Annotated in this window: 22 protein-coding genes and 1 tRNA gene; 5 read left to right on the forward strand and 18 right to left on the reverse strand. The window is 67.6% G+C overall.

The window, feature by feature from the left end:
• Positions 1–7: 7 nt before the first annotated feature.
• From ABIE19_RS17195 to ABIE19_RS17205, 3 genes are all read right to left on the reverse strand, one after another.
• Positions 8–2,107 (reverse strand): transglycosylase domain-containing protein, encoded by a 2,100-nt coding sequence (locus ABIE19_RS17195; protein WP_354090471.1) that lies wholly within the window; start codon positions 2,105–2,107, stop codon positions 8–10.
• Between the two features lie 83 nt (positions 2,108–2,190).
• The gene (locus tag ABIE19_RS17200) at positions 2,191–2,811 is read right to left on the reverse strand and encodes a methyltransferase domain-containing protein (RefSeq protein WP_354090472.1); all 621 of its coding nucleotides are present in this window, start codon (positions 2,809–2,811) and stop codon (positions 2,191–2,193) included.
• Positions 2,808–3,746, reverse strand: coding sequence for an alpha/beta fold hydrolase (locus ABIE19_RS17205; protein WP_354090473.1), 939 nt, complete (start codon positions 3,744–3,746; stop codon positions 2,808–2,810). The genes ABIE19_RS17200 and ABIE19_RS17205 overlap by 4 nt, the downstream gene beginning before the upstream one ends.
• Positions 3,747–3,845: 99 nt before the next feature.
• Between ABIE19_RS17205 and ABIE19_RS17210 the strand changes: the two genes are divergently transcribed.
• Positions 3,846–4,964 (forward strand): Rieske 2Fe-2S domain-containing protein, encoded by a 1,119-nt coding sequence (locus ABIE19_RS17210; protein ID WP_354090474.1) that lies wholly within the window; start codon positions 3,846–3,848, stop codon positions 4,962–4,964.
• Between the two features lie 98 nt (positions 4,965–5,062).
• Here ABIE19_RS17210 and ABIE19_RS17215 read toward each other — a convergent pair whose 3' ends face one another.
• Positions 5,063–5,722: a TetR/AcrR family transcriptional regulator gene (locus ABIE19_RS17215; protein ID WP_354090475.1), complete on the reverse strand. Its 660-nt coding sequence runs from the start codon at positions 5,720–5,722 to the stop codon at positions 5,063–5,065.
• 247 nt (positions 5,723–5,969) lie between these two features.
• Positions 5,970–7,826, reverse strand: a complete 1,857-nt coding sequence (locus ABIE19_RS17220) for a cation:proton antiporter domain-containing protein (protein WP_354090476.1) — start codon at positions 7,824–7,826, stop codon at positions 5,970–5,972.
• A gap of 154 nt (positions 7,827–7,980) precedes the next feature.
• On the opposite strand from ABIE19_RS17220, the gene ABIE19_RS17225 reads away from it, so the two are divergent.
• The gene (locus ABIE19_RS17225; protein WP_354090477.1) at positions 7,981–10,107 is read left to right on the forward strand and encodes a M13 family metallopeptidase; all 2,127 of its coding nucleotides are present in this window, start codon (positions 7,981–7,983) and stop codon (positions 10,105–10,107) included.
• A gap of 351 nt (positions 10,108–10,458) precedes the next feature.
• On the opposite strand, the gene hisS is transcribed toward ABIE19_RS17225, so the two are convergent.
• From hisS to ABIE19_RS17250, 5 genes are all read right to left on the reverse strand, one after another.
• Positions 10,459–11,952: a histidine--tRNA ligase gene (gene hisS, locus ABIE19_RS17230; RefSeq protein ID WP_354090478.1), complete on the reverse strand. Its 1,494-nt coding sequence runs from the start codon at positions 11,950–11,952 to the stop codon at positions 10,459–10,461.
• Positions 11,953–12,005: 53 nt separating this feature from the next.
• Positions 12,006–13,202, reverse strand: coding sequence for a DUF418 domain-containing protein (locus tag ABIE19_RS17235; protein ID WP_354090479.1), 1,197 nt, complete (start codon positions 13,200–13,202; stop codon positions 12,006–12,008).
• Between the two features lie 82 nt (positions 13,203–13,284).
• A complete protein-coding gene (locus ABIE19_RS17240) occupies positions 13,285–13,848 on the reverse strand; it encodes a hypothetical protein (protein WP_354090480.1) in 564 nt (187 codons plus the stop codon).
• The gene (locus tag ABIE19_RS17245) at positions 13,848–14,726 is read right to left on the reverse strand and encodes a 3-hydroxybutyryl-CoA dehydrogenase (protein WP_354090481.1); all 879 of its coding nucleotides are present in this window, start codon (positions 14,724–14,726) and stop codon (positions 13,848–13,850) included. The genes ABIE19_RS17240 and ABIE19_RS17245 overlap by 1 nt, the downstream gene beginning before the upstream one ends.
• Before the next feature lie 135 nt (positions 14,727–14,861).
• Positions 14,862–15,167, reverse strand: a complete 306-nt coding sequence (locus tag ABIE19_RS17250) for a YggT family protein (protein WP_354090482.1) — start codon at positions 15,165–15,167, stop codon at positions 14,862–14,864.
• Between the two features lie 122 nt (positions 15,168–15,289).
• Between ABIE19_RS17250 and ABIE19_RS17255 the strand changes: the two genes are divergently transcribed.
• Positions 15,290–15,365 (forward strand) — tRNA-Ala (locus ABIE19_RS17255).
• 59 nt (positions 15,366–15,424) lie between these two features.
• Here the strand turns inward: ABIE19_RS17255 and ABIE19_RS17260 are convergent.
• The 3 genes from ABIE19_RS17260 to ABIE19_RS17270 form a co-directional block, all read right to left on the reverse strand.
• The gene (locus ABIE19_RS17260; RefSeq protein WP_354090483.1) at positions 15,425–16,447 is read right to left on the reverse strand and encodes an NAD-dependent epimerase; all 1,023 of its coding nucleotides are present in this window, start codon (positions 16,445–16,447) and stop codon (positions 15,425–15,427) included.
• Between the two features lie 119 nt (positions 16,448–16,566).
• A complete protein-coding gene (locus tag ABIE19_RS17265; RefSeq protein ID WP_354090484.1) occupies positions 16,567–18,453 on the reverse strand; it encodes a M20/M25/M40 family metallo-hydrolase in 1,887 nt (628 codons plus the stop codon).
• Between the two features lie 116 nt (positions 18,454–18,569).
• Positions 18,570–20,816, reverse strand: coding sequence for a TonB-dependent receptor (locus ABIE19_RS17270; protein WP_354090485.1), 2,247 nt, complete (start codon positions 20,814–20,816; stop codon positions 18,570–18,572).
• Positions 20,817–21,066: 250 nt separating this feature from the next.
• On the opposite strand from ABIE19_RS17270, the gene ABIE19_RS17275 reads away from it, so the two are divergent.
• The gene (locus tag ABIE19_RS17275; protein WP_354090486.1) at positions 21,067–22,428 is read left to right on the forward strand and encodes a metallophosphoesterase; all 1,362 of its coding nucleotides are present in this window, start codon (positions 21,067–21,069) and stop codon (positions 22,426–22,428) included.
• A 6-nt stretch (positions 22,429–22,434) separates the two neighbouring features.
• On the opposite strand, the gene ABIE19_RS17280 is transcribed toward ABIE19_RS17275, so the two are convergent.
• The 3 genes from ABIE19_RS17280 to chpT form a co-directional block, all read right to left on the reverse strand.
• Entirely contained in the window at positions 22,435–23,250 is an 816-nt protein-coding gene (locus tag ABIE19_RS17280; protein ID WP_354090487.1) for a CheR family methyltransferase, read from the reverse strand.
• The gene (locus ABIE19_RS17285; protein ID WP_354090488.1) at positions 23,247–23,639 is read right to left on the reverse strand and encodes a response regulator; all 393 of its coding nucleotides are present in this window, start codon (positions 23,637–23,639) and stop codon (positions 23,247–23,249) included. The genes ABIE19_RS17280 and ABIE19_RS17285 overlap by 4 nt, the downstream gene beginning before the upstream one ends.
• Before the next feature lie 78 nt (positions 23,640–23,717).
• Positions 23,718–24,407: a histidine phosphotransferase ChpT gene (gene chpT / locus ABIE19_RS17290; protein WP_354090489.1), complete on the reverse strand. Its 690-nt coding sequence runs from the start codon at positions 24,405–24,407 to the stop codon at positions 23,718–23,720.
• An 87-nt stretch (positions 24,408–24,494) separates the two neighbouring features.
• On the opposite strand from chpT, the gene cysQ reads away from it, so the two are divergent.
• A complete protein-coding gene (gene cysQ, locus ABIE19_RS17295; protein WP_354090490.1) occupies positions 24,495–25,292 on the forward strand; it encodes a 3'(2'),5'-bisphosphate nucleotidase CysQ in 798 nt (265 codons plus the stop codon).
• Between the two features lie 7 nt (positions 25,293–25,299).
• Here cysQ and ABIE19_RS17300 read toward each other — a convergent pair whose 3' ends face one another.
• Both ABIE19_RS17300 and ABIE19_RS17305 read right to left on the reverse strand, forming a co-directional pair.
• Entirely contained in the window at positions 25,300–26,211 is a 912-nt protein-coding gene (locus ABIE19_RS17300) for an aldo/keto reductase (protein ID WP_354090492.1), read from the reverse strand.
• Positions 26,212–26,214: 3 nt separating this feature from the next.
• Positions 26,215–26,457: a BolA/IbaG family iron-sulfur metabolism protein gene (locus tag ABIE19_RS17305; protein ID WP_354090493.1), complete on the reverse strand. Its 243-nt coding sequence runs from the start codon at positions 26,455–26,457 to the stop codon at positions 26,215–26,217.
• Between the last annotated feature and the right edge of the window lie 57 nt (positions 26,458–26,514).

Here is a 26,514-nt window from a genome sequence, read left to right on the forward strand (position 1 = left end):
GATCAGATCAGAAGAAGAGGGCTTCCGGTTTCTTCTCGCCACGCGGGGCCGAGGTCGTGGTCTCGCGCGGACGGTCGGGTTGGGGCGTGGTCGGCCGGATGATCGGCTGGTCGGCGGGCGCCGGCCGAGCGACCGGCGCGGGCTGAGCGTCGACCTGGGCCGAATCCGCGGGCTCGCCGTCCTGAGGCGGGGCGTAGGGATCCTCGACCTGACCCATCATGTCGCCGACCGGATCGGGCGGGGTCCAGCCTTCGGGCAGGGGCGGGCCGTTGGGGATGGGCTGAACCGCCAGCTTGGGCAGGGCCGCCTCCATGAAGCCGCGCCAGATGGCGGCAGGCGAGGAGCCGCCGGTCACGCCGCGCATGGCCTTGTTGTCGTCCTTGCCGACCCAGACGGCGGCGACGAAGCCGCCGGTGTAGCCGACGAACCAGGCGTCCTTGTAGTCGGAGGTCGTGCCCGTCTTGCCGGCGATGTCGCGACCGCCGATGGCGGCCGAGCGGCCGCTGCCCGAAGTGATCACCCCGCGCAGCATCTGGTTCATGTAGTAGAGCGGCGGGTTGTTGATCGCCTGACCGCTCGCCGAGGGGCCGTGGGTGTAGATGACGCGGCCGGACGGGGTGCGGATGCGACTGATGCCGTAGGCCTCCACCCGCTTGCCGCCGTTGGCGAAGGCGTCATAGGCCTGGGCCATCTCCAGCGGGCTGACCTCGACGGCGCCCAGGGCCATGGAGGGCTGCAGGCCGATCTCGCTGCTGATCCCCAGGCGGCGCGCGGCGCGGGCCACGCTGTCGCGGCCCACCTGGTCGGCCACATAGGCGGCGACCGTGTTGGTCGACTGGGCCACGGCCTGGGCCAGGGTCATCTGGCCGGAGAAGTTCCCCGAATAGTTCTTGGGCGACCAGCCGCCGATGGTCACGGGCTGGTCCACCACGGGCGTGGCGGGGGTGTAGCCGGCCTCGACGGCGGCCAGATAGACGAAGGGCTTCCAGGCCGAGCCGGCCTGGCGGCGGGCGTCGGTCGCGCGGTTGAACTGGCTGTCGCCGTAGGAGCCGCCGCCGATCATGGCGCGGACCCGGCCTTCGCCGTCCAGAGCGACCAGGGCGGCCTGTTCGACGCCCTTGGACTTGTCGCGATCCAGGATGCGGCGCACGGCGCGCTCGGCGTCGGTCTGAAGCGTCAGGTCCAGGGTGGTCTCGACCACCAGATCCTCGGTGGGCTCACCGACCAGGCCGCGGATCTGCTTGTCCAGCCAGTCGATGAAATACTGGGCGTGCTGGCTGGCCAGGGTGCGGGACACGCGAACGGGTTCGGCCACGGCGGCTTCGCGCTGGGCGGGAGTGATGGCGCCGACCTCGACCATTTCATTCAGGACGACGTTGGCGCGGGTCGCCGCGCGCTCGCTTTCCGACACGGGCGAATAGCGCGAGGGCGCCTTCAGCAGGCCGGCCAGCAGGGCGGCCTCGCCGACCGTCAGCTTATCGGCGTTCTTGTCGAAGTACCGCTGGGACGCGGCCTCGATGCCATAGGCGCCCGCCCCGAAGTAGACCCGGTTCAGATAGAGAGCCAGGATCTCCTTCTTGGTGAACTTCATCTCCAGCCAGACGGCCAGCATCAGCTCCTGAACCTTGCGCTTCAGGTTCTGGTCGGGCGTCAGGAACAGGTTCTTGGCCAGTTGCTGGGTGATGGTCGACCCGCCCTGGACCACGCGTCCGGCGCGCAGGTTGGAGGCCATGGCCCGGCTCATGCCGACCGGATCGAAGCCGGGGTGGTGATAGAAGCGACGGTCCTCGATGGCGACGAAGGCGGCCGGGACGTAGTCGGGCAGGGCGTCCAGATCGACCGGGGGCGCCATCTGGGTGCCGCGCACCGCGATCAGGGCGCCGGACCGGTCCAGATAGGTGATCGAGGGCTGGCGATCGACCTCATAGAGGCTGGATGTGTCCGGCAGGTCGCGCGCGAAGACAGCGAAGAAGACGACCGCGAAGATCAGGCCCCAAACGGCCAGAACCGCACCCCAGTAGAAGAGACGACCTAGGAAGCTGCGGCGGGGCTTTCCCCCGCCCTGATCGTTCCGGTCAGGTCCGCCGTCTTTGCGCGCCATGAACATTCCTCTGTGCAAGCGGCGCGAACCCTAGCCGTTCGCGTCGCCGACGAAAACGCCCCCGTCTTCGATCACGAGAGCGTGAGAGCTTATTTCGCCGAAAGAATGGCGCGACGGGCCAGCCAGACGCCGTCCTCGCCGTCGGCCTCCACGATCAGTCCGGTGTCCGTCAGCAGATTGCGATAGGTCTGCGGATCGAGGCTGGCGTGATAGAGGGGCTCTCCGCGCCAGTCGCCGATGGTTTCCCCATGCGCGGGACCGGCGGTGAACATCAGGCGACCGCCCGGCCTCACCCGATCGGCCAGTTTCGGCAGAAGCCGTCGCTGATCCTCGGGAGTCAGGTGAAACAGGCTGTGCCAGGCGAGGACGCCGTGAAACGCGCCCGTCGGCAGGTCTTCGCGCATGTCGACCGTGCACCAGGTCCCCAAAGGCAGGGTCTTTCGGGCGTGGGCGATCAGGGCCGGCGAGGAATCCAGGCCCAGAAGGTCGAAGCCGCGTTCGATCAGGGCGGCGCCCATGGGCCAGCCCGATCCGCAGCCCGCGTCCAGGATCGCCGCGCCCTGGGGAAGGCCTTCGACCAGACGCCGCAGCCATGCCGCTTCGTCAGGACCGCCTTCGCCGCGAAACAGGACGTCGCCGCGATCCCGGATCCAGGCGTCCGCCCAGTCCTGATAGAGGCCGACGACCCGATCCGCGGCGGGATGGCTCATCGCGCGAGGAAGGCGTCCAGGTCGCTGTAGAAGGCGGTCGGTTGGTCCAGCATGATGAAGTGGGCGCTGCCGTCGATCCGCTTCAGCCGGGCGCCGGGCAGGTTGGCGAAGGAGGCCTGATAGATCATGTCCGTGATCGCATCCGTCATGCGCGGGTCGTTGAACTTCACATAGAGGACTTCGGTCGGGGCGGTGATCCGGCCTAGTTCCGGGCGCAGGTCGGTGAGGATCAGTTCGCGGAAGGCGGCGGCCGAGACCTGCTGGTCGCTGGTCTCCACGTCCTTCAGCGGGCCGGGGCGAGCGGCCTCGGTCTTGATCATGCCTGTGACGGCGGCTTGGGCCTGAGCCAGGTACTGGTCGCGCGGGGCGGTCGACTGGGCGGCGAAGACCTGATCGGCGACCGGGGCGACGCTCTCGGCTGTGGTCCCGGGCGGGCCGAACATGGCGCCCATGAAGGGGATCATGTCCACGACCATCAGCTTGCCCACCAGGTCGGGATGACGCGCCGCCAGCATCATGCCCATGGTGCCGCCCATGGAGTGGCCGACGACGGCGGGCTTGGTCAGGCCCTGTTCGCGGATGTAGCGGGCGATCTCCTCGGCCACCGGGGCGGCGACGGGGCCGGTCGCATTGCCATCGGCCGGAGCGCCGGCGAAGCCCTGAACATGGATGCGGTGGACGCGGTAGCGGTCCGCCAGATGATCGACCGCGCCCTGCCAGACCTCGGGCGAGGACGACAGGCCGGGGATCAGGATCAGGTCTGGCGCGCCCTCTGGGCCGTCGACGCGCACATGCAGGCGGTTCGAGGCGAAGGCGGCGTGTGCATGGCCATGGGCGGCGTGGTTCACATGACCGTCCTGCGCCAGGGCGGGCAGGGCGGAGGCCAGCAGCAGGGCGGCGGCCCCGGAAGCAAGAATGGAGGCGGTGCGGATCAAAGGCGTCTCTCCCCGGAGATTTCCATCCAGATTAATTCATCGGACGAGGAAGGGAATGGGCTTTGGACGGGCGGCGGTCCCTGCTGCTAGATAGCGGCCATGACCGCTGACGCCGCTTCATCCCCATCCGCGACCGCCCCCGAGGTCAAGGCTCCGCCCACGGCCTTCGGCAAGGGCTTCGTGCGTGACGCCTGGTATTTCGTCGCCCTGGCGCGCGACGTGCCGGTCGCCAGCCTGAAGCGCTACGAGATCATGGACGAACCGGTCCTGATCGGTCGGACCCGCGCCGGCGAGGTCTACGCCATGCGCGACATCTGCCCCCACCGCGCCGCGCCCCTGTCGGCCGGGCGTCTGGTCGAGAAGCCGGGCGAGGGCGAGACGATCGAATGCCCCTATCACGGCTGGCGTTTCCGGCCCGACGGCGTCTGCGCCGCCATCCCCTCCCTGGTCGAGGATCAGGCCTTCGAGGCCGAGCGCATCAAGGTGCGGTCCTATCCGGTGCGCGAGAGCCAGGGCATGGTCTTCGTCTGGATGGCCGCGGACGCGCGCAATCCGTCCGAGCCGGACCATGAGCCGCCGCTCTTCCCCGGCGCCGAGGGCGAGGCCAGGCTGGTCGAGTGGATGGATTTCGACAGCCATATCGACCATGCGGTCGTCGGCCTGATGGACCCGGCGCACGGACCCTTCGTCCACCAGCAGTGGTGGTGGCGTTCCGAGCATTCGATGCATGAAAAGGCCAAGACCTTCGCGCCGCGCGACTATGGCTGGGCCATGGTGCGCCATGCGCCGTCGTCGAACAGCCGCCTGTACAAGATCCTGGGCGGCGCCCCGGCGACCGAGATCACCTTCCGTCTGCCGGGCTATCGCTGGGAGCATATCCAGGTCGGCGCCAAGCAGGTGCTGGCCCTGACCTGCCTGACGCCGGTGACGGAGACGAAGACGCGCATCACCCAGATCTTCTGGTCCGATCACTGGGTGTTCGGGATCGCCAAGCCCTTCCTGCGGATGGGCGTGGTCGCCTTCCTGAAGCAGGACGGCGGCATGGTGAACCTGCAGAACGAGGGGCTGAAGTACGACCCGGCCCTGATCTGGATCGACGACGCCGACAAGCAGGCCAAGTGGTATCAGCAGCTGAAGCGCGAATGGATCAAGAGCCGGGCCGAGGGGCGGGCCTTTCTCAACCCCATCAAGGAAGTGGTCCTGCGCTGGAAGAGCTGACCGGCGACTTGCCGATTGGCTGACAAGAAAAAGGCCTCTCCCCGGCGATGGGGAGAGGCCTTTTTGTTTAGCGGCGAAGGGCGACAGCCCTTGGCGATTTACTGCCGCGCCAGCTGGCTGGACAGGATCAGGTCCAACTGCTTGCGGATGTGCGGCGTCAGGTCCTCGATGCCCCAGTTGTCGTAGGCGGCGTAGCGGAAGTTGGCGATGAAGACGTCCCAGATCATCCGGCCCAGCACGATCAGGTCCAGGTCCTGGCGCAGTTCGCCTTCACGGATGCCGGCCTGAAGGACGTTGATGATGGCTTCGACGATCGGCTTGACGAAGGTGCGCGAGCGCTCGTCGGCGGCTTCCGGCTGGAACCAGGAGCGGGCGATCATGGCCTGCATCAGCGGCAGGTGCTCCAGCGAGCGGTGGTAGCCGGCGGTCAGGCCGCTGGCCAGGCGTTCGGCCACGCGGCCGTCCTGGGCGGCGGCCGTTTGAATGTCCTGCAGCAGTCCGGCCATTTCTTCGGAGAAGACGCACTCGAACAGTTCGGCCTTGTCCTGGAAGTTGGCGAAGACCGCGCCGGTCGACATTCCAGCGCCCTTGGCGATGTCGCGGATGGTGGCGGCGTCATAGCCCCGCTCGGCGAACAGGGCGCGGGCGGCGTCCAGCACCTTCTGGCGGGTGCGGATCTTGGCGGCCTGGCGACGGTTTAGCCGGGGTTGGCCCTCGACTTCTGCGACTTCGGGGGCGGACAGATTGGACTCACGCATCAGCAAATAACTCTGGCTCGGAAGGGCTTAACGCCCGCCGCTCGTGGAGGATGACGATCGTGTCGGGCGTGATTCGAGACTGCGTTCAGCAGATATCGCGCATATGACGACAACCGACGTCCCAGGGGGGAGGTCGAACTTTCATCATCGAACAATGACCAAATTGGGTCGCGAACCCAACACAAATTGCGGCTAAGCTTGGCTTTGAACCGCTTTTTGCGTTCCCCCTGTAAGGGGTTTTACGTAGTTACGTGTCTTTCTGAGGGGCGGGGGCTGCGGACCTCAGAGTACGGAACGCTCGCGCAGGGCGTGCGCCTCGATCATCCGGGGCGGCGGCCTGGAAGGTTCGTCGGAACCCGTCGCGTCGTTCGTGGATCGAGGCCAGGACCAGACCCATGGGCACGCCCAGATCGACCAGGGTGTTCTCCGCCAGTTGCAGGCTGGCCTCGGTCGTCTCGGGCACGGCGTCGGTGACGCCCAGGGCGTAGAGCCGCGCGGCGTGCCGATCGTCTCGGGCGCGGGCGATCAGGATCAGGTCGGGCCGCAGGGCGCGGGCCGTTTTCACCACCTCGTCGACCTTGGTCGGGCTGTCCATGGTGACGATCAGGGCGCGCGCATTGGCCAGACCGCTGGCGTTCAGCATCTCCGGTCGGGCGGCGTCCCCGTAATAGACCTCATGGCCCTGACCGCGTCCCGATCGAACGGAGGCGGGATCGGCGTCCAGGGCGACGAAGGCTTGCTCGTGCTCGGCCAGAAGCTCGCCCACCAGACGTCCGACACGGCCGAAGCCGACGATCAGGACGGCGCCGTGGGCGATCTGACTGTCGGTCGGCGACAGGGCCTCATCCTCGCTCGCCGGCGCCTGGGCCTGACGGGTCAGGACGCGGGCCAGTATGGCCAGGAGCGGGACGGCGAACATGCTGAGGGTCGCCGCCAGCATGGCCTTGTGCGTCAGGCCGGGCGCCGCCAGACCTTCGACCAGACCCGTGGACAGGACGACGAAGGCGAATTCTCCCGCCGGGCCCAGGACGAGAGCGGCCTCGATGGCGGGGCGCGCGGCCAGGCCCCAGGCGCGCGCCAGGACGAAGATGACCAGGGCCTTCAGCAGGATCAGTCCGGCGGCCAGTCCCAGAACCGTGGCCGGGTCAGCGGCGACGGCGTCGAGGTCCAGGCCGATGCCGACGCCGATGAAGAAGACGCCGAGCAACAGGCCCTTGAAGGGGTCGATGGCGACCTCGACCTCGCGCCGGAATTCGGTTTCGGCCAGTAGAATGCCCGCCACCAGGGCGCCGAGGCTCATCGACAGGCCGACGGCCTGAGCGCCCAGGCCCGCCGCGACGACGACCAGAAGCGAGGCGGCGACGAAAAGCTCACGTCCCTCGCCCCTGTGCTGGGCGCGGGCGACTGATCGGAACATGGGGCGCAACACCACGCGCCCCAGCAGGACCATGAGGAAGAGACCGCCTGCCGCAGGGGCTAGGGTGAAGAGGGCTCGACCCAGGGCGGCAGGTTCGGCGTCGGCGCCCATGACGCTGCCTTGGGCCAAGGTCGCCATGACCGTCACGGTGATCAGTATGGGGGCCACCGCCAGGTCCTGGGCCAGGAGGACGGCGAAGGTCGCTCGGCCGGTGTCGCTGTTGATCCGTCCCTGGGCCGCCAGCACGGGCATAACCACGGCCGTGGAGGACAGGGCCAGACCCATGCCCAGGACGGCCGCCCCGGCCAGGGGCTGGCCCAGGGCCATGAAGACGACCGCGAGGGCTGTGGCGCATAGCGCGATCTGCAGCATGCCCAGGCCGAAGATCAGCCGGCGCATGGCTTTCAGCCTTTCCCAGGACAGCTCCAGCCCGATCATGAACAGCAGGAAGGCGACGCCCAGTTCCGACAACTGACGAATCTGCGCCTGGTCGCCGATGGTCAGCCAACTGAGCCAGCCGCCCTGGCCCGCGAAACGGCCCAGGCCGTCGGGGCCGAGCAGGACGCCGGCCGCCAGGAAGCCGAGGACAGGGCTGATCTTCAGACGATTGAACAGGGGTACGACGACGCCCGCCGCCGCCAGAAAGACCACCAGGTCCCGGTATTCGCCGCCGTGTCCTTGCGTCATCGCGCCTCCAGTCAAGCCATAGTGCGCATGTGATCACAGTCTGGCGAGCGGGGCTCGCGCGCGGCATGAACTTTTTTTAAGACGCCAGCACGCCGGAGCCGGGACTAGGGTCCGGCCTACATGGGCGTTGGGGCCCGTCTTAGGATTGCTGTGAATGAAGAAGCTGCTTGTAGGGGCCGCCGTCGCCGCCCTTCTGACCCCGGCCGCGGCCTTGGCCGGCGATGGTCATGATCATGCCTGCGTGGACGAGGCCTGCACCGTGTTCGAACTGTTCCAGGCTCCGGCGCCCCAGGGCGGGGTGAGTGGTTGGCAGGGGACGGAAGCACCCAAGTACGGAACCTGGGGTTTCGATCTGGCCGGACGGGACACCTCGGTCGATCCGGGCGACAGCTTCTTCCGCTTCGCCAACGGCGCGGCGATCGACAAGCTGCAGATTCCGTCGGACCGCACCTCCTACGGCTCCTTCGCTCTGCTGCGTGAACTTTCGGACAACCGGATGAAGGCCCTGGTGCAGGGTCTGGCCGCTCGCTCTGACCTGGTCGCCGGTTCGGACGAGCAGAAGATCGCCGACGCCTATCGCTCCTACATCGACGAGGCGCGCATCGAGCAGTTGGACGCCCAGCCGCTGCAACCCTATCTGGCCGCCATCCGCGCCGCCGACACGCGTGAGAAGATCGCCGCCTACATGGGGCAGACCCAAGGCCGCGTCGGCTCCTCCTTCTTCGGCACCGGCATCACCATCGATCAGAAGCATCCGACCCGCTACGCCGTGACGACCGGCCAGGGCGGCATCGGCCTGCCCAACCGCGACTACTATCTGGACGCCCGCTTCGCGGACAAGAAGGAGAAGTACCAGGCCTATATCCAGCGGATGCTGACCAATATCGGCTGGGCTGATCCGGCCGGTCACGCGGCCGCCATCGTGGCGCTGGAAACCAAGATCGCCGAGGCCCACTGGACCCCGATCGAGAACCGCAACCGCGACAAGACCTACAACGAATACACCATCCAAACCCTGGCCGCAGAAGCGCCGGGCTTTGACTGGACCGGCTATTTCAACGCCGCGGGTCTGGGCTCGATCGACCGCCTGATCGTGCGCCAGAACACGGCCATGCCCAAGATCGCCGCCATCTTCGCCGAGACGCCGATCGACACCCTGCAGGCCTGGCAGGCCTTCCACACGACCGACGATGCGGCGTCGAGCCTGTCGAAGCGCTTCTCGGACGCCCAGTGGGAGTTCCGTTCGCGCGATCTGTCGGGCCAGCCTGAGCAGCGCAGCCGCGAGAAGCGCGCCATCAGCTTCGCCGAAGGTTCGCTGGGCGAGGCGGCGGGGCGTCTGTACGTCGCCGAATACTTCCCGGCGGAATCCAAGGCCAAGATGGAAGAACTGGTCGCCAACCTGCGCACGGCCCTGTCACACCGCATCGACAACCTGACCTGGATGGGGGCGGAGACGAAGGCGGCGGCGCAAGAGAAGCTGCGCAAGTTCACCGTCAAGATCGGTTATCCGAACAAGTGGCGCGACTACTCCGCTCTTGAGGTCCGCGCCGACGACCTGTTCGGCAATGCCCAACGCCTGGGCCAGTTTCAGTGGAACTATCAGCTCAACCGTCTGAACAAGCCGGTCGACAAGGACGAGTGGGGCATGACGCCCCAGACGGTCAACGCCTATTACAACTCGGCCAATAACGAGATCGTCTTCCCGGCCGCGATCCTGCAGCCGCCCTTCTTCGATCCGAACGCGGATCCGGCTGTCAACTACGGCGGCATCGGCGGCGTGATCGGCCACGAGATCGGCCACGGCTTCGACGACCAGGGCTCCAAGTCCGATGGCGACGGCGTGCTGCGCAACTGGTGGACCGACGCGGACAAGGCTAATTTCGAAGGCCTGACCAAGCGCCTCGGCGCCCAGTACGACCAGTTCGAGCCCCTGCCCGGCCATCCGGTCCAGGGCGGACTGACCATGGGCGAGAACATCGGCGACGCGGCCGGCACCGCCGTGGGTCTGGAGGCCTATCACCTGTCCCTGAACGGTCGTCCGGCGCCTGTGATCGACGGCACGACGGGGGATCAGCGCTTCTTCTACGGCTGGGCCCAGGTCTGGCAGTCGAAGTACCGCGAGGAGGCGTTGATACAACAGATCGCCACCGATCCGCATAGCCCGTCCGAGTTCCGCGTCATCGGCCCCGTCCGCAACGTGGACGCCTGGTACGAGGCCTTCGGCGTCAAGCCGGGCACGAAATACTACCTGGCGCCGGAAGACCGCGTCCGCATCTGGTAGGCGCGTCCTGAAATGAAGAAGGGCCGGCGCGGAAACGCTCCGGCCTTTTTCTTGGGCCGCTATCGAAGCTCGTTCGATAGCGGCGCTTATAACTGCCGTATCGAGCTGAGGGTCAGGCAAGAAAAAGCCCGCTGCGGGGGATACATCGCAGCGGGCCTTCTCGCTCTCTCTGGAGCGGACGTTTCCTCCCCGAAACGCCTTCAAGATGTCGCTGCGTTGTCCGCTGCGCCTCTTGAGTGAGACCAAATGACGTGATCGGAGGGTTCAAGTCAATCAAGTGAAAAGCGAAAAACCGCGCTTTTGTGACTAAACGTTGATAACCCATATCGACGACGTGGATTTTATCGAAGCCTATTCGATAATGCCTCGAAGGGTTGCGACCAGGGCGCTTCGGGCGACCTTCTGTTGGCCGGGACGCGCGGCCTTCCAGGCCTCATTGTCGGCGATGGCGGCGGCTTGGGCGCGCCCGGCGTCCAGATCCTTGATGGTGACTTCGCCGGCGGCCAGTTCGTCGCCGCCCAGGATGACCACGGCGGGCGCCCCGCGACGGTCGGCGTACTTCATCTGCGCCTTCATGCCCGCGCGGCCCAGATAGAGCTCGGCGGCGATGCCGGCCGCGCGCAGTTCGGAGGCCGCGTCCAGATAGTGCTGCATGTCGTCCTCGGAGAAGACGATGACCACGACGGGACCCCGCGTCGCGTCCTCGGCGCCTCGTCCGGCGGCGCGCAGGGCCGAGGCCAGGCGCGACACGCCGAAGGAGAAGCCCGTGGCCGGAACCGACTGGCCGGTGAAGCGCGCCACCAGGTCGTCATAGCGACCGCCGCCGCCGATGGAGCCGAACCGCACGGCGCGGCCCTTGTCGTCCTTGGTCTCCAGCAGCAACTCGGCCTCGAAAACGGCGCCGGTGTAATACTCGAGGCCGCGCACGATGGTCGGATCGAACTTCACCTCGGCCTCGCCCACGCGCATGGCGGTCAGGGCCCGGTCGATGGCGGCCAGTTCGGCCAGGGCCGCTTCGCCCGCCGCGCCCAGACCGGCGCCGGAGGCGGCCACGGCGTCCAGAACGCCCGCGCGGCTCAGGCCCGGCGTTTCAGCCGAAGCCAGGAAGGCCTCGATCGCGCCGATCACCGGGGACGGCAGTCGAGCGCCCTTGGTGTAGTCGCCGGAATCGTCCATGCGGCCCTCGCCCAACAGGGCGCGAACGCCGTCCAGGCCCAGGCGGTCATATTTGTCGACGGCTCGCAGGGCGGTCAGGCGCTGCAGAGGATCCGTGATCCCGCCGGCGTCGAACAGGCCGTCGAACAGCTTGCGGTTGGAAACCCGGATGACAGCCTGTCCTTCACTCAGGCCGGCGGCGCGAAGGCCTTCGCAACCCATGGCGATGATCTCGGCGTCTGCCTCGGGCCGGTCGGAGCCGACGGTGTCGGCGTCGCACTGCCAGAACTCGCGCAGTCGGCCGGGGCCGGGCTTCTCGTTGCGCCAGACGGGGCCGTAGGCGTAGCGGCGGAAGGGCTTGGGCAGGGTCTCCCAGTTCTGGGCCGCGAACCGGGCCAGGGGCGCCGTGTGGTCGTAGCGCAGGGCCATCCACTCGCCCAGCTCCTCCGACCCGGCGTCGTCCTGCAGGGCGAAGACGCCCTCGTTGGGACGGTCGGCGTCGGGCAGGAACTTGCCCAGGGCGTCGGCGTACTCGAAGGCCGGGGTCTCCAGCGCCTCGAAGCCCCAGCGCTCATAGACTTCGGACACGCGTGCGACGATGCGGCGTTCGGCGGTCAGGTCGCGGCCGCGACGGTCGGCGAATCCGCGAGGAGAGCGGGCTTCGGGGCGGATGGGGGCTTCGTCGGTCATGCCGCGCGATTAAGCCATCGGCGGACCGCCTGCAACTTGCGCCGAACCTGGGTTCAACTCTGACGGCGTAGCGGCAGGCGACGCCCATAGGACAGGGAGCGCCAAAGCCACTCGAGCGGCCCCATGCGGAAATGCGCCAGCCACAGCGGCGACCAGACGAGTTGAAGCGCCCAGACGGCGATCACGACGGCCCATTGGCCGGGGTAGTCGACCTGTCCCATCAAGCGCGGCCCCCAGGGCATGTAGAAGAGGGTCGTCATGATCAGGGTCTGGGTCAGGTAGTTGGTGAAGGCCATGCGTCCGACCGGCGCCAGGAGCCTGCGCAGCCAGCCCACGCCGCGCGTCGTCAGCAGGATCAGCAGGCTGGCGTAGGCCAGGGTGATGATCAGGGGATAGGACGCGACCACTTCGTTCCAACCGCCGAGTTCACGACCCTGGACGAGGTTCAGCCATTCCAGGACGCCGAGCAGGGTCAGGACGGCCCCGCCCGCGCCGATCAGGGACAGATAGACCCATGTCGGGATGCGGCCATGGAAGAAGCCCGTCTTGAACAGGCCCAGGCCCAGCATCATCAGGGGAATGGTGGCGAAGACATAGGCCATCAGGCTGGCGCTCTGCAGGAAGGCCCAGGACTTCAGGTTCTCGATCAGGGCGCCGGGCCAGCCGCTGCGATAGGCGGCGATGCTGGCGGCTACGGCGTCGGAGGTGTTCGCTTCTTCCTGCAAGGGGCTGAACCCGCTGGCGGCGCCCCAGACGACGGCGGCCTGGAGGGTGGCCAGGGCCAGGGTCGCGCCGACGCCGATCAGGATGAGCGGCCTCGCCTCCATCCGCCGCATCAGCATGACGAAGACGCCGGCCCAGGCGTAGAGCAGCAGGATGTCGCCGTACCAGAAGGCCAGGCCGTGGATCAGGCCGAAGGCCGCCAGCCACATCAGGCGGCGGCGCAGGACGCGTTCGCGCGACGGTTCCTGTCCGTTCCCGCCGACCAGCCAGATCGACACCCCGAACAGCATGGAAAACAGGGTGACGAACTTCTGATGGAAGAAGGTCTCGACGACCCACTTCGCGACGGCAGAGGCGCCGACCAGGGGGAAGGGGGATTGTTCCGGCGCCATCTCCGCCGCCATGGGCAGGGCGAAGGCGACGGCGTTGACCGCCAGTATGCCCAGGACCGCCGCGCCGCGCAGGACGTCCAGCGTGTGGATGCGATCGCTGTCGGCGACGGGCTGGGGCGTCACGGAATCAGTCATGGCGTCAGCCTCGCATCGGGAACGAAAGCGGTCTTCATGGCGGACGACCCTGGGGCGGGTCGTCTTAATTCCGCGTCATGATTCAGACAGCGCGGTCGCGCATCAATCCCATGCGGTCCTTGACGACCGGGGCGGGCGAAAAGGCGATGAAGGCCACGCACAGCCCGGCCCAGAGGGCGTAGCTGACGCCGACCAGAATGGCCAAGGGCAGACCCGCGACGCCGAAGATCAGCAGGGTGGTCTCCAGGGCCCCCAGCCCCTGCACCAGGCTCTGGGCCGAGAAGGCGGACAACAGGGACATGATCAGGGCGATCAGGATCTGAACCGCCGCCGCCAGCAGGCCGCCGAACACCATGAAACGCGCGACGACGCCGAGACGCGTCGACGGCCGTCCGCTCTCGGCGTGACCACGCAGCAGAAGGCGTAGGCCGATGGGCGCGGCGATCAGGCCGACGACCAGCAGCACCAGCCGCCAGTCCGTATCCACGCCCGAGGCCCAGTTCTCGGGCGGCCAGACCACAAGGGTCAGGATCAGCGGCGGCCAGGCGGCGGCGGCCAGCCAGGCCAGGACGAATCTCTGGGTCGATCGCTTGGGCGCGACACGCTTGAGGCCCGGCAGGTCCTCTATCCGGTCAAGGCGCGACATCAGCGGGTCGGGACCGGCGTTTCGCCGGAATAGTCGTAGAAGCCGCGGCCGCTCTTCTTACCCAGCCAGCCGGCCTCGACATATTTCACCAGCAGGGGGCAGGGGCGGTACTTGCTGTCGGCCAGGCCGTCGTACAGCACGTTCATGATGGCCAGAACGACGTCCAGACCCATGAAGTCGGCCAGTTCCAGCGGCCCCATGGGGTGGTTGGCGCCGAGCTTCAGCGCCTTGTCGATCGAGGTCACGTCGCCGACCCCTTCGTACAGGACATAGATGGCCTCATTCATCATCGGCACCAGGATGCGGTTGACGATGAAGGCGGGGAAGTCCTCGGACTCGGTGGTGATCTTGCCCAGGCTCTCGGCGAAGGCGACGGCGGCTTCATAGGTGCCGGCCGAGGTGGCGATGCCGCGCACGATCTCGACCAGCTTCATCACCGGCGCCGGCTTCATGAAGTGCAGGCCGATAAAGCGGTCGGGTCGATCCGTGACCGACGCCAGGCGGGTGATCGAGATGGAGGAGGTGTTGGACGCCAGAAGGGTGTCCGGCCCGACCAGGGGCGTCAACTCGGCGAAGACCGCCTTCTTGACGGCCTCGTCCTCGGACGCGGCCTCGATGACCAGATCGGCCCGGGCGGCCTCGGCCAGGGTGGCGGCCGGCTTGATGCGGGCCAGGGCGGCGTCCGCTTCGGCCGGGGTGATCAGGCCGCGCCCGGCGCGACGTCCCAGGCTGGCGGCGATCTCGCCCAGCGCCAGGGAGGTGCGCTCGGACGACTGATCATACAGCCGGACCTCATAGCCGCCGACGGCCACTGTCTGGGCGATGCCCGAACCCATTTGCCCGGCGCCGACGACGGCGACTGTCCTGATCGTGGTCATGAATTACGCGTGGAATGCGGCCTCGGAGAGACCAGAGGCGGGCACCTTAGGATGACGCCCGCTGCGCGCAAGGGGCGGAATGAGCCCGAAATGCGGATTCTCCGCTTGCCGTGGCCGAGGGCCAACGCTCGCGCGTCAGCCCAGGGTCGACATGATGACGGGCGCCAGGGTGCGGTTGAAGGCGATGCTCAGGAATTGCAGGGCCAGCAAGGCGATGATGGGCGTGATGTCGATCCCGCCCAGCGGCGGCACGATTTTCTGGATCGGACGCAGGATGGGACGCGTCACCGTGTCGAGGAAGTAGGAAACCTGACCCACGAAGCGGTTGCGCGGGTTGATCACGTCGAAGGCGAACAGCCAGCTCAGGATCGCCGAGATGATGATGCACCAGATCACCAGGGTGACGACGGCGTTCACCAGCCAGACAAGGGCGAAACCCATGAGAAACTCCTGTTTGAGATCAGCCGTTTCTAGACGGCTCGGAGCGGAACGCCAAGGATTCCTCCGCGACCCGTTGACACTCCCCCGGACGGCCCTCTATGTCCCGCCTCTGCCTGTCGGTCGGGGCCGTAGCTCAGTTGGTAGAGCGCGTCGTTCGCAATGACGAGGTCAGGGGTTCGATTCCCCTCGGCTCCACCAGGCGTTTCCTTGAAAATCCAGAAGCATGACGGGCCTGCAGGCCTGTGTTCGGTCGTGCCTCAGTTCTCGCGATAGAAGTTGCAGTACCAGTCGACGAAGCGGCCGACGCCGTCCTCAACCGGGGTTGTGGGGGCGTAGTCGAGTGCTGCGAGCGTGTCGGTCACGTCGGCTTCCGTATCGGCCACGTCGCCGTCCTGCATGGGCATGAGGTTCAGCATCGCCTTGCGGCCCAGTTTTTCTTCCAGCACCTGGATGTAGCGCATCAGGGGGACGGGGCGACCCGCGCCCAGGTTCAGGATGCGCCAGGGGGCGACGCCGCTGGTGGCGGGGTTGGGGGCCTTGGCGTCCCAGGTCGGGTCGATGGCGGCGGGGCGGTCCAGGGCGGCGATCACGCCGGTGACGATGTCGTCGACGTAGGTGAAGTCGCGGCTCATTCGACCCTCGCCATAGACGTCGATTGGCTCGTCCTTGAGGATGGCGCGGGTGAATTTGAACAGGGCCATGTCCGGGCGGCCCCATGGCCCGTAGACGGTGAAGAAGCGCAGACCCGTGGCCGGGAAGCCGAACAGGTGGGCGTAGGAATGGGCCATGGCCTCATTGGCCAGCTTGGTCGCCGCATAGACGGTCAGCGGATGGTCGGCCGGATCGCGCACCGAGAACGGCAGGGCGGCGTTGGCGCCGAAGACTGAGCTGGTCGAGGCGAAGACGAGGTTGGCCGCCTTCACCGCGCGGCAACCCTCCAAGATGCTGAGAAAGCCGACGACATTGGAATCCACATAGGTTTCGGGCGCTTCGAGGCTGTAGCGGACGCCGGCCTGGGCGGCCAGGTGGACGACGCGGCGTGGTTCGTGTTCGGCGAACAGGGCGGCGACGCCGGCGCGGTCGGCCAGATCCAGGGTGTGGTGGCGATAGTTCGGGTGTTCCTGGAGCAGGGCCAGGCGGGCCTGCTTCAGCGCCGGATCGTAATAGGCGTTGAGGTTGTCCAGGCCGATGACCGTCTCGCCGCGTTCCAGCAGCCGCCGAGCGGTGTGGAAGCCGATGAAGCCGGCCGAGCCGGTGACGAGAACGGGGTCATGGGACATGGGGTTGCGATAGACGCTCCGAAGGGGTTGCGCCAGCGGCCTGGAGCTTATCGGCTCCGGCATCGATCCTGGCGCGAATGTCCGAGTTCAGACGCCTTCGCCCCTGAACCGATTTCGCTCTAGGGCAAGGCCTCGGCCACGGCTGAGCGGGGCTCTGCGACATGGGCCGCCAGGTTCAGGCCGCAGGCCAGGACCAGGCAGGCGGCGGCGGCGATCAGAAGCGGCCGCACGGCGCCTGCGGATGGAACCAGCGGCCGCAGGAAGAGCAGGATCAGAAGGCCGATCAGGGCGAGGGCGCCGGGCAGGTCCATGCCGATGCCGAGGAAGACGAAGTGGCCTAGTCCCATCAGCCAGGCGCCGCTCAGAACGCCGATGGCGGCAGGTGCAATCAGGGCGACGCGGCGCTCCAGACGCGGGTCGATCAGAGCGGCCAGGGCGGCGGCTCCGGCCGCCAGCAGGACGGGCCAGATGAAGAGCAGGGCGGCCTCGGGCGCGGCGCCCTGGAGGGCGCATCCGAACAGGAAGATCAGGGCGATGACGCCCAGCCAGCCGCCCCACGGCGTCAGGGGCGTTCGGCCCGGAAGCAGGGAGAGGAGGGCGGCGATCACGCCTGCGCCCAAGATGACGGGGCTGAAGCCGCCGACCAGAAGAACGACCAGGGTCAAGACGGCGGCGCCGCCGGCCAGGATGCGCGGGCGGGCGCGTCGTGCGTCGGTCAGCAGGAACAGAGCCAGGGCCAGGACGGCCAGGGCGGCGCCGGCCTCCATCCAGGGCAGGCGGCGCAGGAGAACGTAATAGGCCTCGGGCGAGCCGGCGCGGCCGGCGACGGGGCCGGCCAGCAGACGCGCGGCCTGGGCCAGGACGAGGCCGAGGCTCAGGAACCACAGGCCGTCCAGCAGGCCGCGCCCGACCTGGATCGCGGTCAGGCCGGTCGCGCGTCGCGCGCGCCAGGCGGCGAAGGCGCCGAACAGGGCGGTCAGGGCCAGAAGCCCCCAACCCGTCGCCGCGGAATGGCTGAACATCAGGCGGCCGAAGACATCGGAGTAGACCCGGTTCGGACCCTTGCCCGGCAGGGCGGAGGTCCGGACCAGGGCGTCGGCGGCCTCCAGCGCCTGGGAGCCGAGATGCTGCAGGGCGCCCTGGTCGAGATTGGCGGGGGTGGCGTCGGCGGAATGATACTGGGCGGGGCGGCCGATGAAGGCGAAGTTCAGACCGCCGATCCCCCGATCCTTGGGAATGGTGAAGTCGGTGCCGTTGGGCATGTGTTCATACATGAAGACGGCCAGGGAGGTGGAGGTGGTCCCCCCGTCGGCGCGGACGGCGGAACGTTGGAACAGGTCGATGGTCGGTCCGTTCCGGCGTCCGGTCTCGAACATGGCGGCCCGGCCGCCGCCGCCGCGCGCCTCCAGATTGACCACGGCGCCGATGCGGTCGCGCAAGGGATGGTCGCCGAAGAAGATGCGGGCCCCGTCCAGACCCAGTTCCTCGGCGTCGGTCAGAACGACCACGATGTCGCGCTCGACGGGTCCACGCGCCTTGAGAGCGCGGACGATCTCGAGCACGGCGGCGACCCCGGTGGAATCGTCGGCCGCGCCGGGCGAGCCGACTACGGTGTCGTAGTGGGCCATCAGGGCGACGGCGGGCTGGGTTCGGTCCTTTCCAGGCAGGACGCCGATCAGGTTGACGGCCTGGTTGTCGGCGGCGTCCGGATCGCCGCCTGCCCCTTTCAGACGACGGACGGCGCCGGGAGACAGCGGCCCGCTCTGTTCCTGGGGCGACAGGCCCAGGCGGGTCATGCGTGCGGTCAGATAGGCGCGGACACGCGCGTGTTCGGCGGAGCCGACAGGGTGGGGAGCGCGTGCGATCTGCTCAATGTCGGTCATGGCCCGCGCGGCGGAAAAGGCGGTTGCAGGGGCGTCGGCGCCGCGAGGGCGAGGAACCTGGGTGGTCCAGACGGCCAGCAGCAAGGCCAGAGTCAGCGATCCGAACAGCAGGGCCAGCCGCATGTGAAAAGATCCTCCCCGATCCGGCCCGCAGTAGGAGGGGAGGCGACGTCGAATGACAAGAGGGCGGCGGCAGGTCGCCCCGCCGCCGCCCTCGGATGGCTTCAAACCTGGGAGGTTTAGAAGCGCTTCGACACTTCCACGCCGTACATGCGCGGTTCGTTGACGAAGGCCGTCAGGTTGTTGAAGTCGATGGCGCCGATGACATTGGCTTCGTCCGTGATGTTGCGGACGTAGACAGCCGCTTCGAGACCCCGGTTCAGATCGCGCCAGCCCGCGCGCAGGCCGCCTTCGAAGTTGGTGTCCTGATGGAACTCGACCGCCTCATAGAGGAAGAGGTTGAAGTCCTTCTGCATGACCCAGTCGGTGCTGGCGAACAGTTCCTGGCTGTCGCCGATGGGGCGGACGTAGGACAGGGTCAGGTTGGCCGAATATTCCGGCGCCTGGGGGAAGGGGTTGCCGTCGATGGCGGCGCGGTCATTGGCGCCGACCTTCACAATCGGATCGGTGATGGTGCACAGGTGGTTGCCGCAGATGGCGACCAGCAGGTCCTTGTCCTTGATCTCGGTGTGGTTCCAGGCCAGGCCGCCTGCCAGGGTGAAGCCCGCACCCAGATAGACGTCGCCGTCGACTTCCAGGCCGTAGCCCTGGCCCTTGTCGGCGTTGATCAGGCGGTTGGAATTGTCGATGCCGCCGATGGCCGTGAACTGCATGTCCTTGACGTCATACAGATAGGCGGTGGCGTTCAGGCGAGCGCGGCCGTCCCACAGGCGAGCCTTGAAGCCGGCTTCATAGGACATGACGGTTTCGGAATCCGCCGTGGTCAGGACCGGCAGGTTGCGGCCCTGGATCGACGGGCCGCGATAGCCGCTGGCCACGCGAGCGAACAGGTTCAGGTTGTCGTTGAGCTCGTACAGGGCGCTGACGTCCCAGCTGACCTGTTCGTCGCCGACCGAGACCTGGCCTGTGGCGTTGGCCGGCGTGCCGACCGTGATGCGGCCGTGGTAGTCGCGGCTGTCGTCGGTGTAGCGCACGCCGCTGGTCAGCTTCAGAGCGTCCGTGACCTGATAGTTGGCCTGACCGAAGATCGACCAGGAGTCCGACTTCTGCACGATGTCGGTGACCTTGGTGGGGATGATGCCGCCCGTGCCGTTGAAGGTGCCGGACACCAGGTTGATGCGCTCGTCCCAATAGAAGGTGCCGACCTGCCAGCCCAGACGGCCCGCGCCGTTCGAGGCCAGGCGCAGTTCATAGGTGTTTTGCAGCAGGTCGCTGGAGAGGGTGCCGGATTCGACGTTGAACGGGGTCTTGTGCGGCGAGCCGACCGGGGCCGAGGCGACGCCGCCGTCGATGTCGCCGTCGCCCTGCGACCAGCCCTGGTAGGAGCCGATGACGCCGGTCAGGGTGGCGGGGCCGAAATCATAGGCGACCTGCAGCGACTGCGAGGTGGTCTGCTGCTTCTGGAAGTTGTTGCGGCCGCCGTCGTACCAGACCGTCTCGCGGTCGAAGTGGTCGTTCAGCTTGTTCGAGCCCTTGGTCAGGACGTTGGCGCGGTTCATCGTGCCCGTGCCCACATAGTCGCGCGCCTGCAGGGTCAGCAGGGTCGACAGGCGGTCGGTCGGGGTCCAGGCGACGTGGATGCGGCCGGCCACGTCGTCGAAATTGCCCAGGTCCTTGCCGTCCTTCTTGGCGAAGGGGGCGTCATAGGCGTTGTTGATGTAGTCGTCGCGGTGGTTCCACAGGGCGGCGACGCGCACCGACAGGGTGTCCGACGCGGGCAGGGTCACGGCCGCTTCGGCGCGGGTCGAGCCGTAGTTGCCGTAGGTGATGGAGCCGAAGCCGGTGAAGTCCTGACCCGGCTTGGTCGTGTCGATCTTGATCACGCCGGCCGGAGTGTTGCGGCCGAACAGGGTGCCCTGGGGACCGCGCAGCACTTCGAGCTGCTTCACGTCGAACAGGGGGAAGCCCTTCAGGTAGACGCTTTCCAGGACCACTTCGTCCATCACCACCGAAACCGGCTGGGATGCGGTGAAGTCGAAGTCCACATTGCCGAGGCCGCGGATATAGAAGCGCGGAGCGTAACGACCGTTCGAGCTCTCGACCTGCAGGCTCGGCACGCGGCCGGACAGTTGCAGGATGTCGCCGCCGCCAGCGTTCACGGCGTTCAGGGTTTCGGCGTTCATCGCCGTGACGGCGAAGGGCACGTCGCGGATGTTCTCGCTGCGGCGCTGTGCGGTGACGACGATATCGCCGACCGACGAAGCCTGTTCAGCGGAAGCGGCGGCGTCCTGGGCCATAGCCGGAGCGGCGATCAGAAGGGCGAGGCCGCTGGCCGATGCGGCGAGGGCGGCGAAACGACGGGACATGGGGGAGCATCCTCGTGAAAACTGGGCTGCCCCCTATGGCCACGGCTCCGGTTTTTCCAGTGTCGAGAACGTCTGTTCGATGAAGGTTTCGCGACAAGGACACGTTGGAAGAAAACTTGGCGTGCGGCGGCGGGTTCGAGCCCTGTGGGCATTGTGCGTCGCAGCATGTCGTGCCAAACGACGAGGCTGCGCCGTATTCACCGGCGAGAAGTCTCTCGACGCGCCGGACGCGCCCTGTCAGGGACTTCAGATGTCGATCACGCCTCTTCACCGTCGTCGCCTTTTCCAACTGGTCGTCGCAGGAGCGGCCGCGCACGCCCTGGGCGGCTGGACGGGCAAGCAGGACCCTGCTGTGCGGATCCTGGCCATGTCGGACATTCATTCCGCCTATGAGCGCATGGGTCAGCTTCTGGCGGCCCTGGAACATGAGGTGGCGGCCTCGACCCTTCCCCACGTGATCGCTGTCGACGGCGACCTGTTCGAGCACGGCAATCTCGTCTCGGTGCGCTCGGGCGGGGTGATCGACTGGGCCTTTCTGGAGGCCCTGCCGAAACTGGCGCCCACGGTATTCAACCTGGGCAATCACGACAACGACCTGATCACGGACCTGCACGAGGTCGTGGCCCGGATGCAGTCGCTGGGGATAGCTGTGATCAGCAATCTGATCGATGCGCGAACCGGCCGACCCTATGCGGAGGCCTCGGTCGAACTGGCGCTCGGCCGACGCAAGCTGCGGGTCGTGGGCGCGGGGACGAATTCCCTGAACACCTATCCCAAGGCCAGCCGCGACCAGTTGTCGATTCCGGAGCCGGGCGCCTGGGCGCAGGCGGAACTGACGCGCCTGCTGGAAGGCGCCGACCTGATGATGGTGATGAGCCACGCGGGGGTGGCCGGGGATCGCGGCGTCCTGCCGCTATTGCCCGACGGCGCCCTGATGATCGGGGGACACAACCATCTGCTGTTCCAGGAGCCGATGGGTCGCAGCGCCTACGTCCACACCGGATCATGGGCCAACGCCTATACGGCGGTGGAGATCTTCGAGGACGGATCGGCGACGGCGCAGTCGCGGACGGTGGGCCTGGACGGTCCGGCTTCGCCTGTCCTGGCGGACCTGATCCAAACCACCCTGGCCCGGCATCTGACGGAGGAGGAGAGGCGGGTTCTGGGAACTTCCTCCCGCGCCCTGTCGCTGGGCGACACGGGCCGTGCAGTCGCCGCGGCCTTTGCCCAGGCCGCAGGCGCGGACGCGGGCTTCATCGGTCACACCACCCTGGGCACAGGCCTGCCGGCCGGTCCTGTGACGCGTTACGCCTTCGACGCCGTGGTGCGTTTCGACGGCAAGCTGATGGTCGCCGAGGTCGCGGCCGACCGATGGCCTGCCCTGATGGCGCGGGCCAACCAGGATCGGCCCATGCCCTTCAGCCAGAGGACGGGTGATTTCGTCTACGGTTGGACGGAGGATACGGCGAGGCGCGCCAGCGTCCGCATCGTCACGACGGACTGGTGCGCTCTGAACCAGGCCGAATATTTCGGCGTGAGCGACCTGGTCTTCACCGAAGTTCCCGGCGCGACGGTCAGGGCCGTGGCGATCCAGGGCCTGTTGGGCGGCTGATGTCCGTCAGGCGGCGCGGCTGAGCGCCGAAGGCGTCTTGACGTAGAGGCCTCGGCGACCGGCCACGGGACGGAAGGCCACGCTGTCGGCCTCGGGTCGTTCGTCCAGGCCCAGGAAGAGGCAGCCGTCGTCCACCAGGCGGCGTTCCAGGATGTCGAGAACCTGGGCTCGCCGAGCGGGCTCCAGGTCCGTCAGCAGGTAACGACAGAAGATGACGTCGTAGCGGCCGTCGTCCGACGGATCGTCCAGCAGGTTGCCGCGCTCGAACCGGACGACGCGCCGCAGTTCGGGGCGGACGCGCCAGTGATCCTCCACCTGTTCGAACCAGCGCAACATGGTTCGCGCCGACAGGCCGCGCTGGACCTCGAACGGGGTGTAGAGGCCGGAGGCGGCCTTATCGATGGCCTGCTTGCACAGGTCGGTCGCCGTGATCTCGACGTCGGCGCCCAGTTCCAGGGCGGTCATGGCCAGCGAATAGGCTTCCTGGCCGGTCGAGGCGCCGGCGGACCACAGGCGGACCTTGCCGCCCGGTCGAGCCTTGACCAGGGCGGGCATCAACTCGCGCGAAAAGACGTCGAAGACCGGGCGATCGCGTCGGAACCAGGTCTCGCCGTTCAGCAGAGCCTCAATGACGGACCAGCCGAGGGAGGCGACCGGCTTGCTCCAGAGAGTCTCCAGCATGGCCTCGACGTTATGATAGCCCTCGCGGCGCGCCACCGGGCCGAGGCGGTGTTCGGCCAGGTGCAGCCGGTCCCGCGTCAGCCGGAAACCGGCGCGCGTGGCGAGCAAGGTCTGCAGACGGTCGAAATCTTCCGGCGTCATGGCGGCGACAAAACAGCTCCCGCTTCGGCGAGCTTGGAATGCAGAATCTCGCCGTCGAAGGGCTTCATAACATATTCGTCGGCGCCGGCGGACAGGGCTTCGGCGATGCGGTCGGCGCGGGTCTCCACCGAACAGAACAGGACCTTGGGCGCGCGGCCGCCAGGCAGGTCCCGCAGGCGTCGCAGGAAGGTCAGGCCGTCCATCACCGGCATCTGCCAGTCCAGCAGGACGACATGGGGCATGGCGCCCATGCAGTAGGACAGGGCTTCGGCGCCGTCGGCGGCCTCGTCGACCTCGAAGCCGAGGCCTTCGATGATACGGCGCGCGACCTTCCGGATGATCCGGCTGTCGTCGACGATCAGGCAGGTCCTGGAGGTCAAGGGCTTCATCTCGTTGCGCGCGAAACGGCCGTGCGTTTCACACATCATGGTTCGGGGAGGTTAACGGACGATTGGGGCGAGGGTTCTCTAGGTCGGCAGGGCGGCGATCAGGCCGACGCGCCCCTCCTCGGCGGCGACGTCCAGGCGGCCGCCAGCCTCGCTGACGGCCAGCCACAACCAATAGGGTTGGATCCACTGACCCGCCAGGCCTTCGACCAGACGCTCGCCCTTCAGGCCGGTCATGGCTTCGGGCTTGAGGCGGGCGCGGGCGCCTTCCGCCGATCCGATCAGATGGATCCAGCCGTTCTCCTCGCGGGTCGTGACGACGGCGGAACCGCCGGTGGGCAGGGCGCCCAGGGTCATCCAGGCCAGATTGACCAGGATGCGGGCCTGGGCCTTGGTGAAGACGGCCTGGTCCGGAATGCGCCAGTCCAGCGTCGAACGTCCCCCCTCGGCCAGACCCTTCACCAGATTGCACAACTCGGCTGAGGTGAATTGCTCCGATGTCGTGGCGGCGCCGAAGGCGACCCGGGCGAAGTGGACGTGGGCGACCATCTTCCTGGCGCTCTGTCGGATCAGGCCCATGGCGTCGTCGCGCATATCCTGGGCTGTGGGGTCTTCCAGCAGGTCCAGGCCCGACATGACGGCGCCGGCCGGGCTGATGAAGTCGTGGCACAGCTTTCCGGCGATATAGGCGGCCAGTTCGACGCCGCCGGCGGGCAGTTCCACAATGGCGAGTTCGGACGGGCGGACGGCGGAATCGTCGGTAAAGGTCATCGGGCGGACGGCTATGATCGAAAACGCCGAAGCTGACCTGATTTGCCGGTTCGTGAAACCATCCGCATGGTCTATCGAGGCGGAGACATGACCCAAGCGCCCCTGAACAGCCTCGAGACCGACCTGGCGTCGGGTCTCCTTTCCTCCGTCATCGCCGACATCGCCGAGGAGGCGGCCCAGGTGATTCTGCCCTATTGGCGCAGCGGGACGGCGGTCGAGACCAAGGCCGACGCCAGCCCTGTGACGGAGGCGGATCGCGCGGCGGAAGCCCTGATCCTGACGCGTCTGGCCGAACGCTGGCCTGGGGTGGAGGCCGTGGCCGAGGAGGCTGCGGCGGCTGATGGGACGCCGGAGAGGGTCGGCGAATGGTTCTGGCTGATCGACCCGCTGGACGGGACCAAGGGCTTTGTCCAAGGGCGTGAGAGCTTCACCGTCAATATCGCTCTGATCCATGGCGACGTCCCCGTCGCGGGCGTGGTGACGGCGCCGGCGACGGGCTTGACCTGGGCGTCCACGGCGCCGGGCGAGGGAGCGGTGCGGCGGGCCTTCGGCGAGGCCTGGCGGCCGATCCGGGTGCGCGACCGGGCTTCGGACGGGACCGCCTTGCTGAGCCATAGTCTGACGGACGAGGAGGCGACGCGCCTGGCGGCGCGGCATGGCTGCATCCAATGGCAGGGCATGGATTCCTCGTTGAAGTTCTGCCTGATCGCGGAGGGACGTTTCGACGCCTATCCGCGCACGGGCCCGACCTCGGAGTGGGATACGGCGGCGGGACAGGCGGTGCTGGAGGCCGCCGGGGGACGCGTTCTGGGCGAGGACGGGCGGCGCCTGACCTATCGCAAGCCGGGTTTCCTGAACGGGCCCTTCACCGCCGTGGGCGGCTGAAAGCGGTCTAGGTGGCGGCGGATCCGACGCGCGCCATCTCGATCTGGGCCGGCAGGCCCGGCGGCAGATCGCGCTCGGGCGTGGCGGCCAGGGTTTCCAGACGCCCGGGCTCGACGGCGTGGACCAGAACGCTGGCCACGGCCGGATCGGTCAGGGTGTAAGCCAGACAGATGGATTCGGCGTCCCAGTTGGGCGTCTGGTGCAGGAAGGCGAAGGAACCGGCGTCGACCAGACCGCCTTCCTGCGGTTTGGCGCGGCCCAGGCCGAACAGACCCTTCTTCGCGGGCGCGCCGGCGGTCTTGCGAGGCGTCGACAGACTTTCGGGGAAGTAGTCATAGGTGAAGACGGCCATGTCGCGTTCGCGGGCGGCGCGGATGCGCGACCGGATGCGCCATTCCACATTGACGTGGAAAGGCGTGTAGAGGACGTCGAAGGCGCCGGTCGAGACATAGACGTCCATCACCGGGCTGTCGCCCGAGACGCCCAGCAGTCGGACGTGACCCGCTTTGCGGATGGTCTTGAGGGCGACCAGGGAAGTCTGGGGCAGTTCGTCCTCGGCGGGTTCATTCAGAACAGCCACATCGATCCAGCCGAGGCCTGAGGCGTGCAGGACGCGCTCGACGGAAGCGGCCAGGGCTTCAGCCGAGAAGTCGCGAGGTGTTTTCGGGCGACCGTCGCCGACGCCCAGGGCGACGCTGACCGTGACCAGGCGACGTTCGACATGGCCCAGGGTCTCGCCGACGACCTGGGCCAGGTCCGGGTCGGCGTTCTCCAGATGATAGCTGTTAACCCCAGCCTCGAGCGCGACGAAAATCAGGTCTGCCAGACGGCTTCGGCCCTGGGCGAGCGCGCTCGGCCCAAGGGACAGCGTCAGGTTGGAAACCGCCGCCCCGGATGCGCCGAACGGACGATAGCGCATGGGTCAGGCCGCCTCGGTCGGAACGGAGGTTTCGAGCGCGAGGGCGTGTAGTTCTCCACCCATGCCGCCCTTCAGGGCCGCATAGACGAGTTGGTGCTGACGGACGCGGGGCAGGCCGCGGAAGGTCTCGGAGACTATACGGGCGCGATAGTGGTCGCCGTCGCCGGCCAGGTCCTCGATCGCGATGTCGGCGTCGGGGAAGGCCTCGACCAGATGGGCGCGCAGGGCGTCGGCGGACATGGGCATGGAGGACTCCGAGTACAGTCAGGCTTCAATCTAGAGGGCAAAGCTTAATGTTCGGCG

The organism is Brevundimonas faecalis, from assembly GCF_040549405.1.
GTDB classification, from domain to species: domain Bacteria; phylum Pseudomonadota; class Alphaproteobacteria; order Caulobacterales; family Caulobacteraceae; genus Brevundimonas; species Brevundimonas faecalis.

Coding starts and splice junctions, on each gene's coding strand:
- ABIE19_RS17195 (WP_354090471.1), bottom strand. CDS start 2,107: ATGTTCATGGCGCGCAAAGACGGCGGACCTGACCGGAACGATCAGGGC.
- ABIE19_RS17200 (WP_354090472.1), bottom strand. CDS start 2,811: ATGAGCCATCCCGCCGCGGATCGGGTCGTCGGCCTCTATCAGGACTGG.
- ABIE19_RS17210 (WP_354090474.1), top strand. CDS start 3,846: ATGACCGCTGACGCCGCTTCATCCCCATCCGCGACCGCCCCCGAGGTC.
- ABIE19_RS17215 (WP_354090475.1), bottom strand. CDS start 5,722: ATGCGTGAGTCCAATCTGTCCGCCCCCGAAGTCGCAGAAGTCGAGGGC.
- ABIE19_RS17220 (WP_354090476.1), bottom strand. CDS start 7,826: ATGACGCAAGGACACGGCGGCGAATACCGGGACCTGGTGGTCTTTCTG.
- ABIE19_RS17225 (WP_354090477.1), top strand. CDS start 7,981: ATGAAGAAGCTGCTTGTAGGGGCCGCCGTCGCCGCCCTTCTGACCCCG.
- hisS (WP_354090478.1), bottom strand. CDS start 11,952: ATGACCGACGAAGCCCCCATCCGCCCCGAAGCCCGCTCTCCTCGCGGA.
- ABIE19_RS17235 (WP_354090479.1), bottom strand. CDS start 13,202: ATGACTGATTCCGTGACGCCCCAGCCCGTCGCCGACAGCGATCGCATC.
- ABIE19_RS17240 (WP_354090480.1), bottom strand. CDS start 13,848: ATGTCGCGCCTTGACCGGATAGAGGACCTGCCGGGCCTCAAGCGTGTC.
- ABIE19_RS17245 (WP_354090481.1), bottom strand. CDS start 14,726: ATGACCACGATCAGGACAGTCGCCGTCGTCGGCGCCGGGCAAATGGGT.
- ABIE19_RS17250 (WP_354090482.1), bottom strand. CDS start 15,167: ATGGGTTTCGCCCTTGTCTGGCTGGTGAACGCCGTCGTCACCCTGGTG.
- ABIE19_RS17260 (WP_354090483.1), bottom strand. CDS start 16,447: ATGTCCCATGACCCCGTTCTCGTCACCGGCTCGGCCGGCTTCATCGGC.
- ABIE19_RS17265 (WP_354090484.1), bottom strand. CDS start 18,453: ATGCGGCTGGCCCTGCTGTTCGGATCGCTGACTCTGGCCTTGCTGCTG.
- ABIE19_RS17270 (WP_354090485.1), bottom strand. CDS start 20,816: ATGTCCCGTCGTTTCGCCGCCCTCGCCGCATCGGCCAGCGGCCTCGCC.
- ABIE19_RS17275 (WP_354090486.1), top strand. CDS start 21,067: ATGTCGATCACGCCTCTTCACCGTCGTCGCCTTTTCCAACTGGTCGTC.
- ABIE19_RS17280 (WP_354090487.1), bottom strand. CDS start 23,250: ATGACGCCGGAAGATTTCGACCGTCTGCAGACCTTGCTCGCCACGCGC.
- ABIE19_RS17285 (WP_354090488.1), bottom strand. CDS start 23,639: ATGAAGCCCTTGACCTCCAGGACCTGCCTGATCGTCGACGACAGCCGG.
- chpT (WP_354090489.1), bottom strand. CDS start 24,407: ATGACCTTTACCGACGATTCCGCCGTCCGCCCGTCCGAACTCGCCATT.
- cysQ (WP_354090490.1), top strand. CDS start 24,495: ATGACCCAAGCGCCCCTGAACAGCCTCGAGACCGACCTGGCGTCGGGT.
- ABIE19_RS17300 (WP_354090492.1), bottom strand. CDS start 26,211: ATGCGCTATCGTCCGTTCGGCGCATCCGGGGCGGCGGTTTCCAACCTG.
- ABIE19_RS17305 (WP_354090493.1), bottom strand. CDS start 26,457: ATGCCCATGTCCGCCGACGCCCTGCGCGCCCATCTGGTCGAGGCCTTC.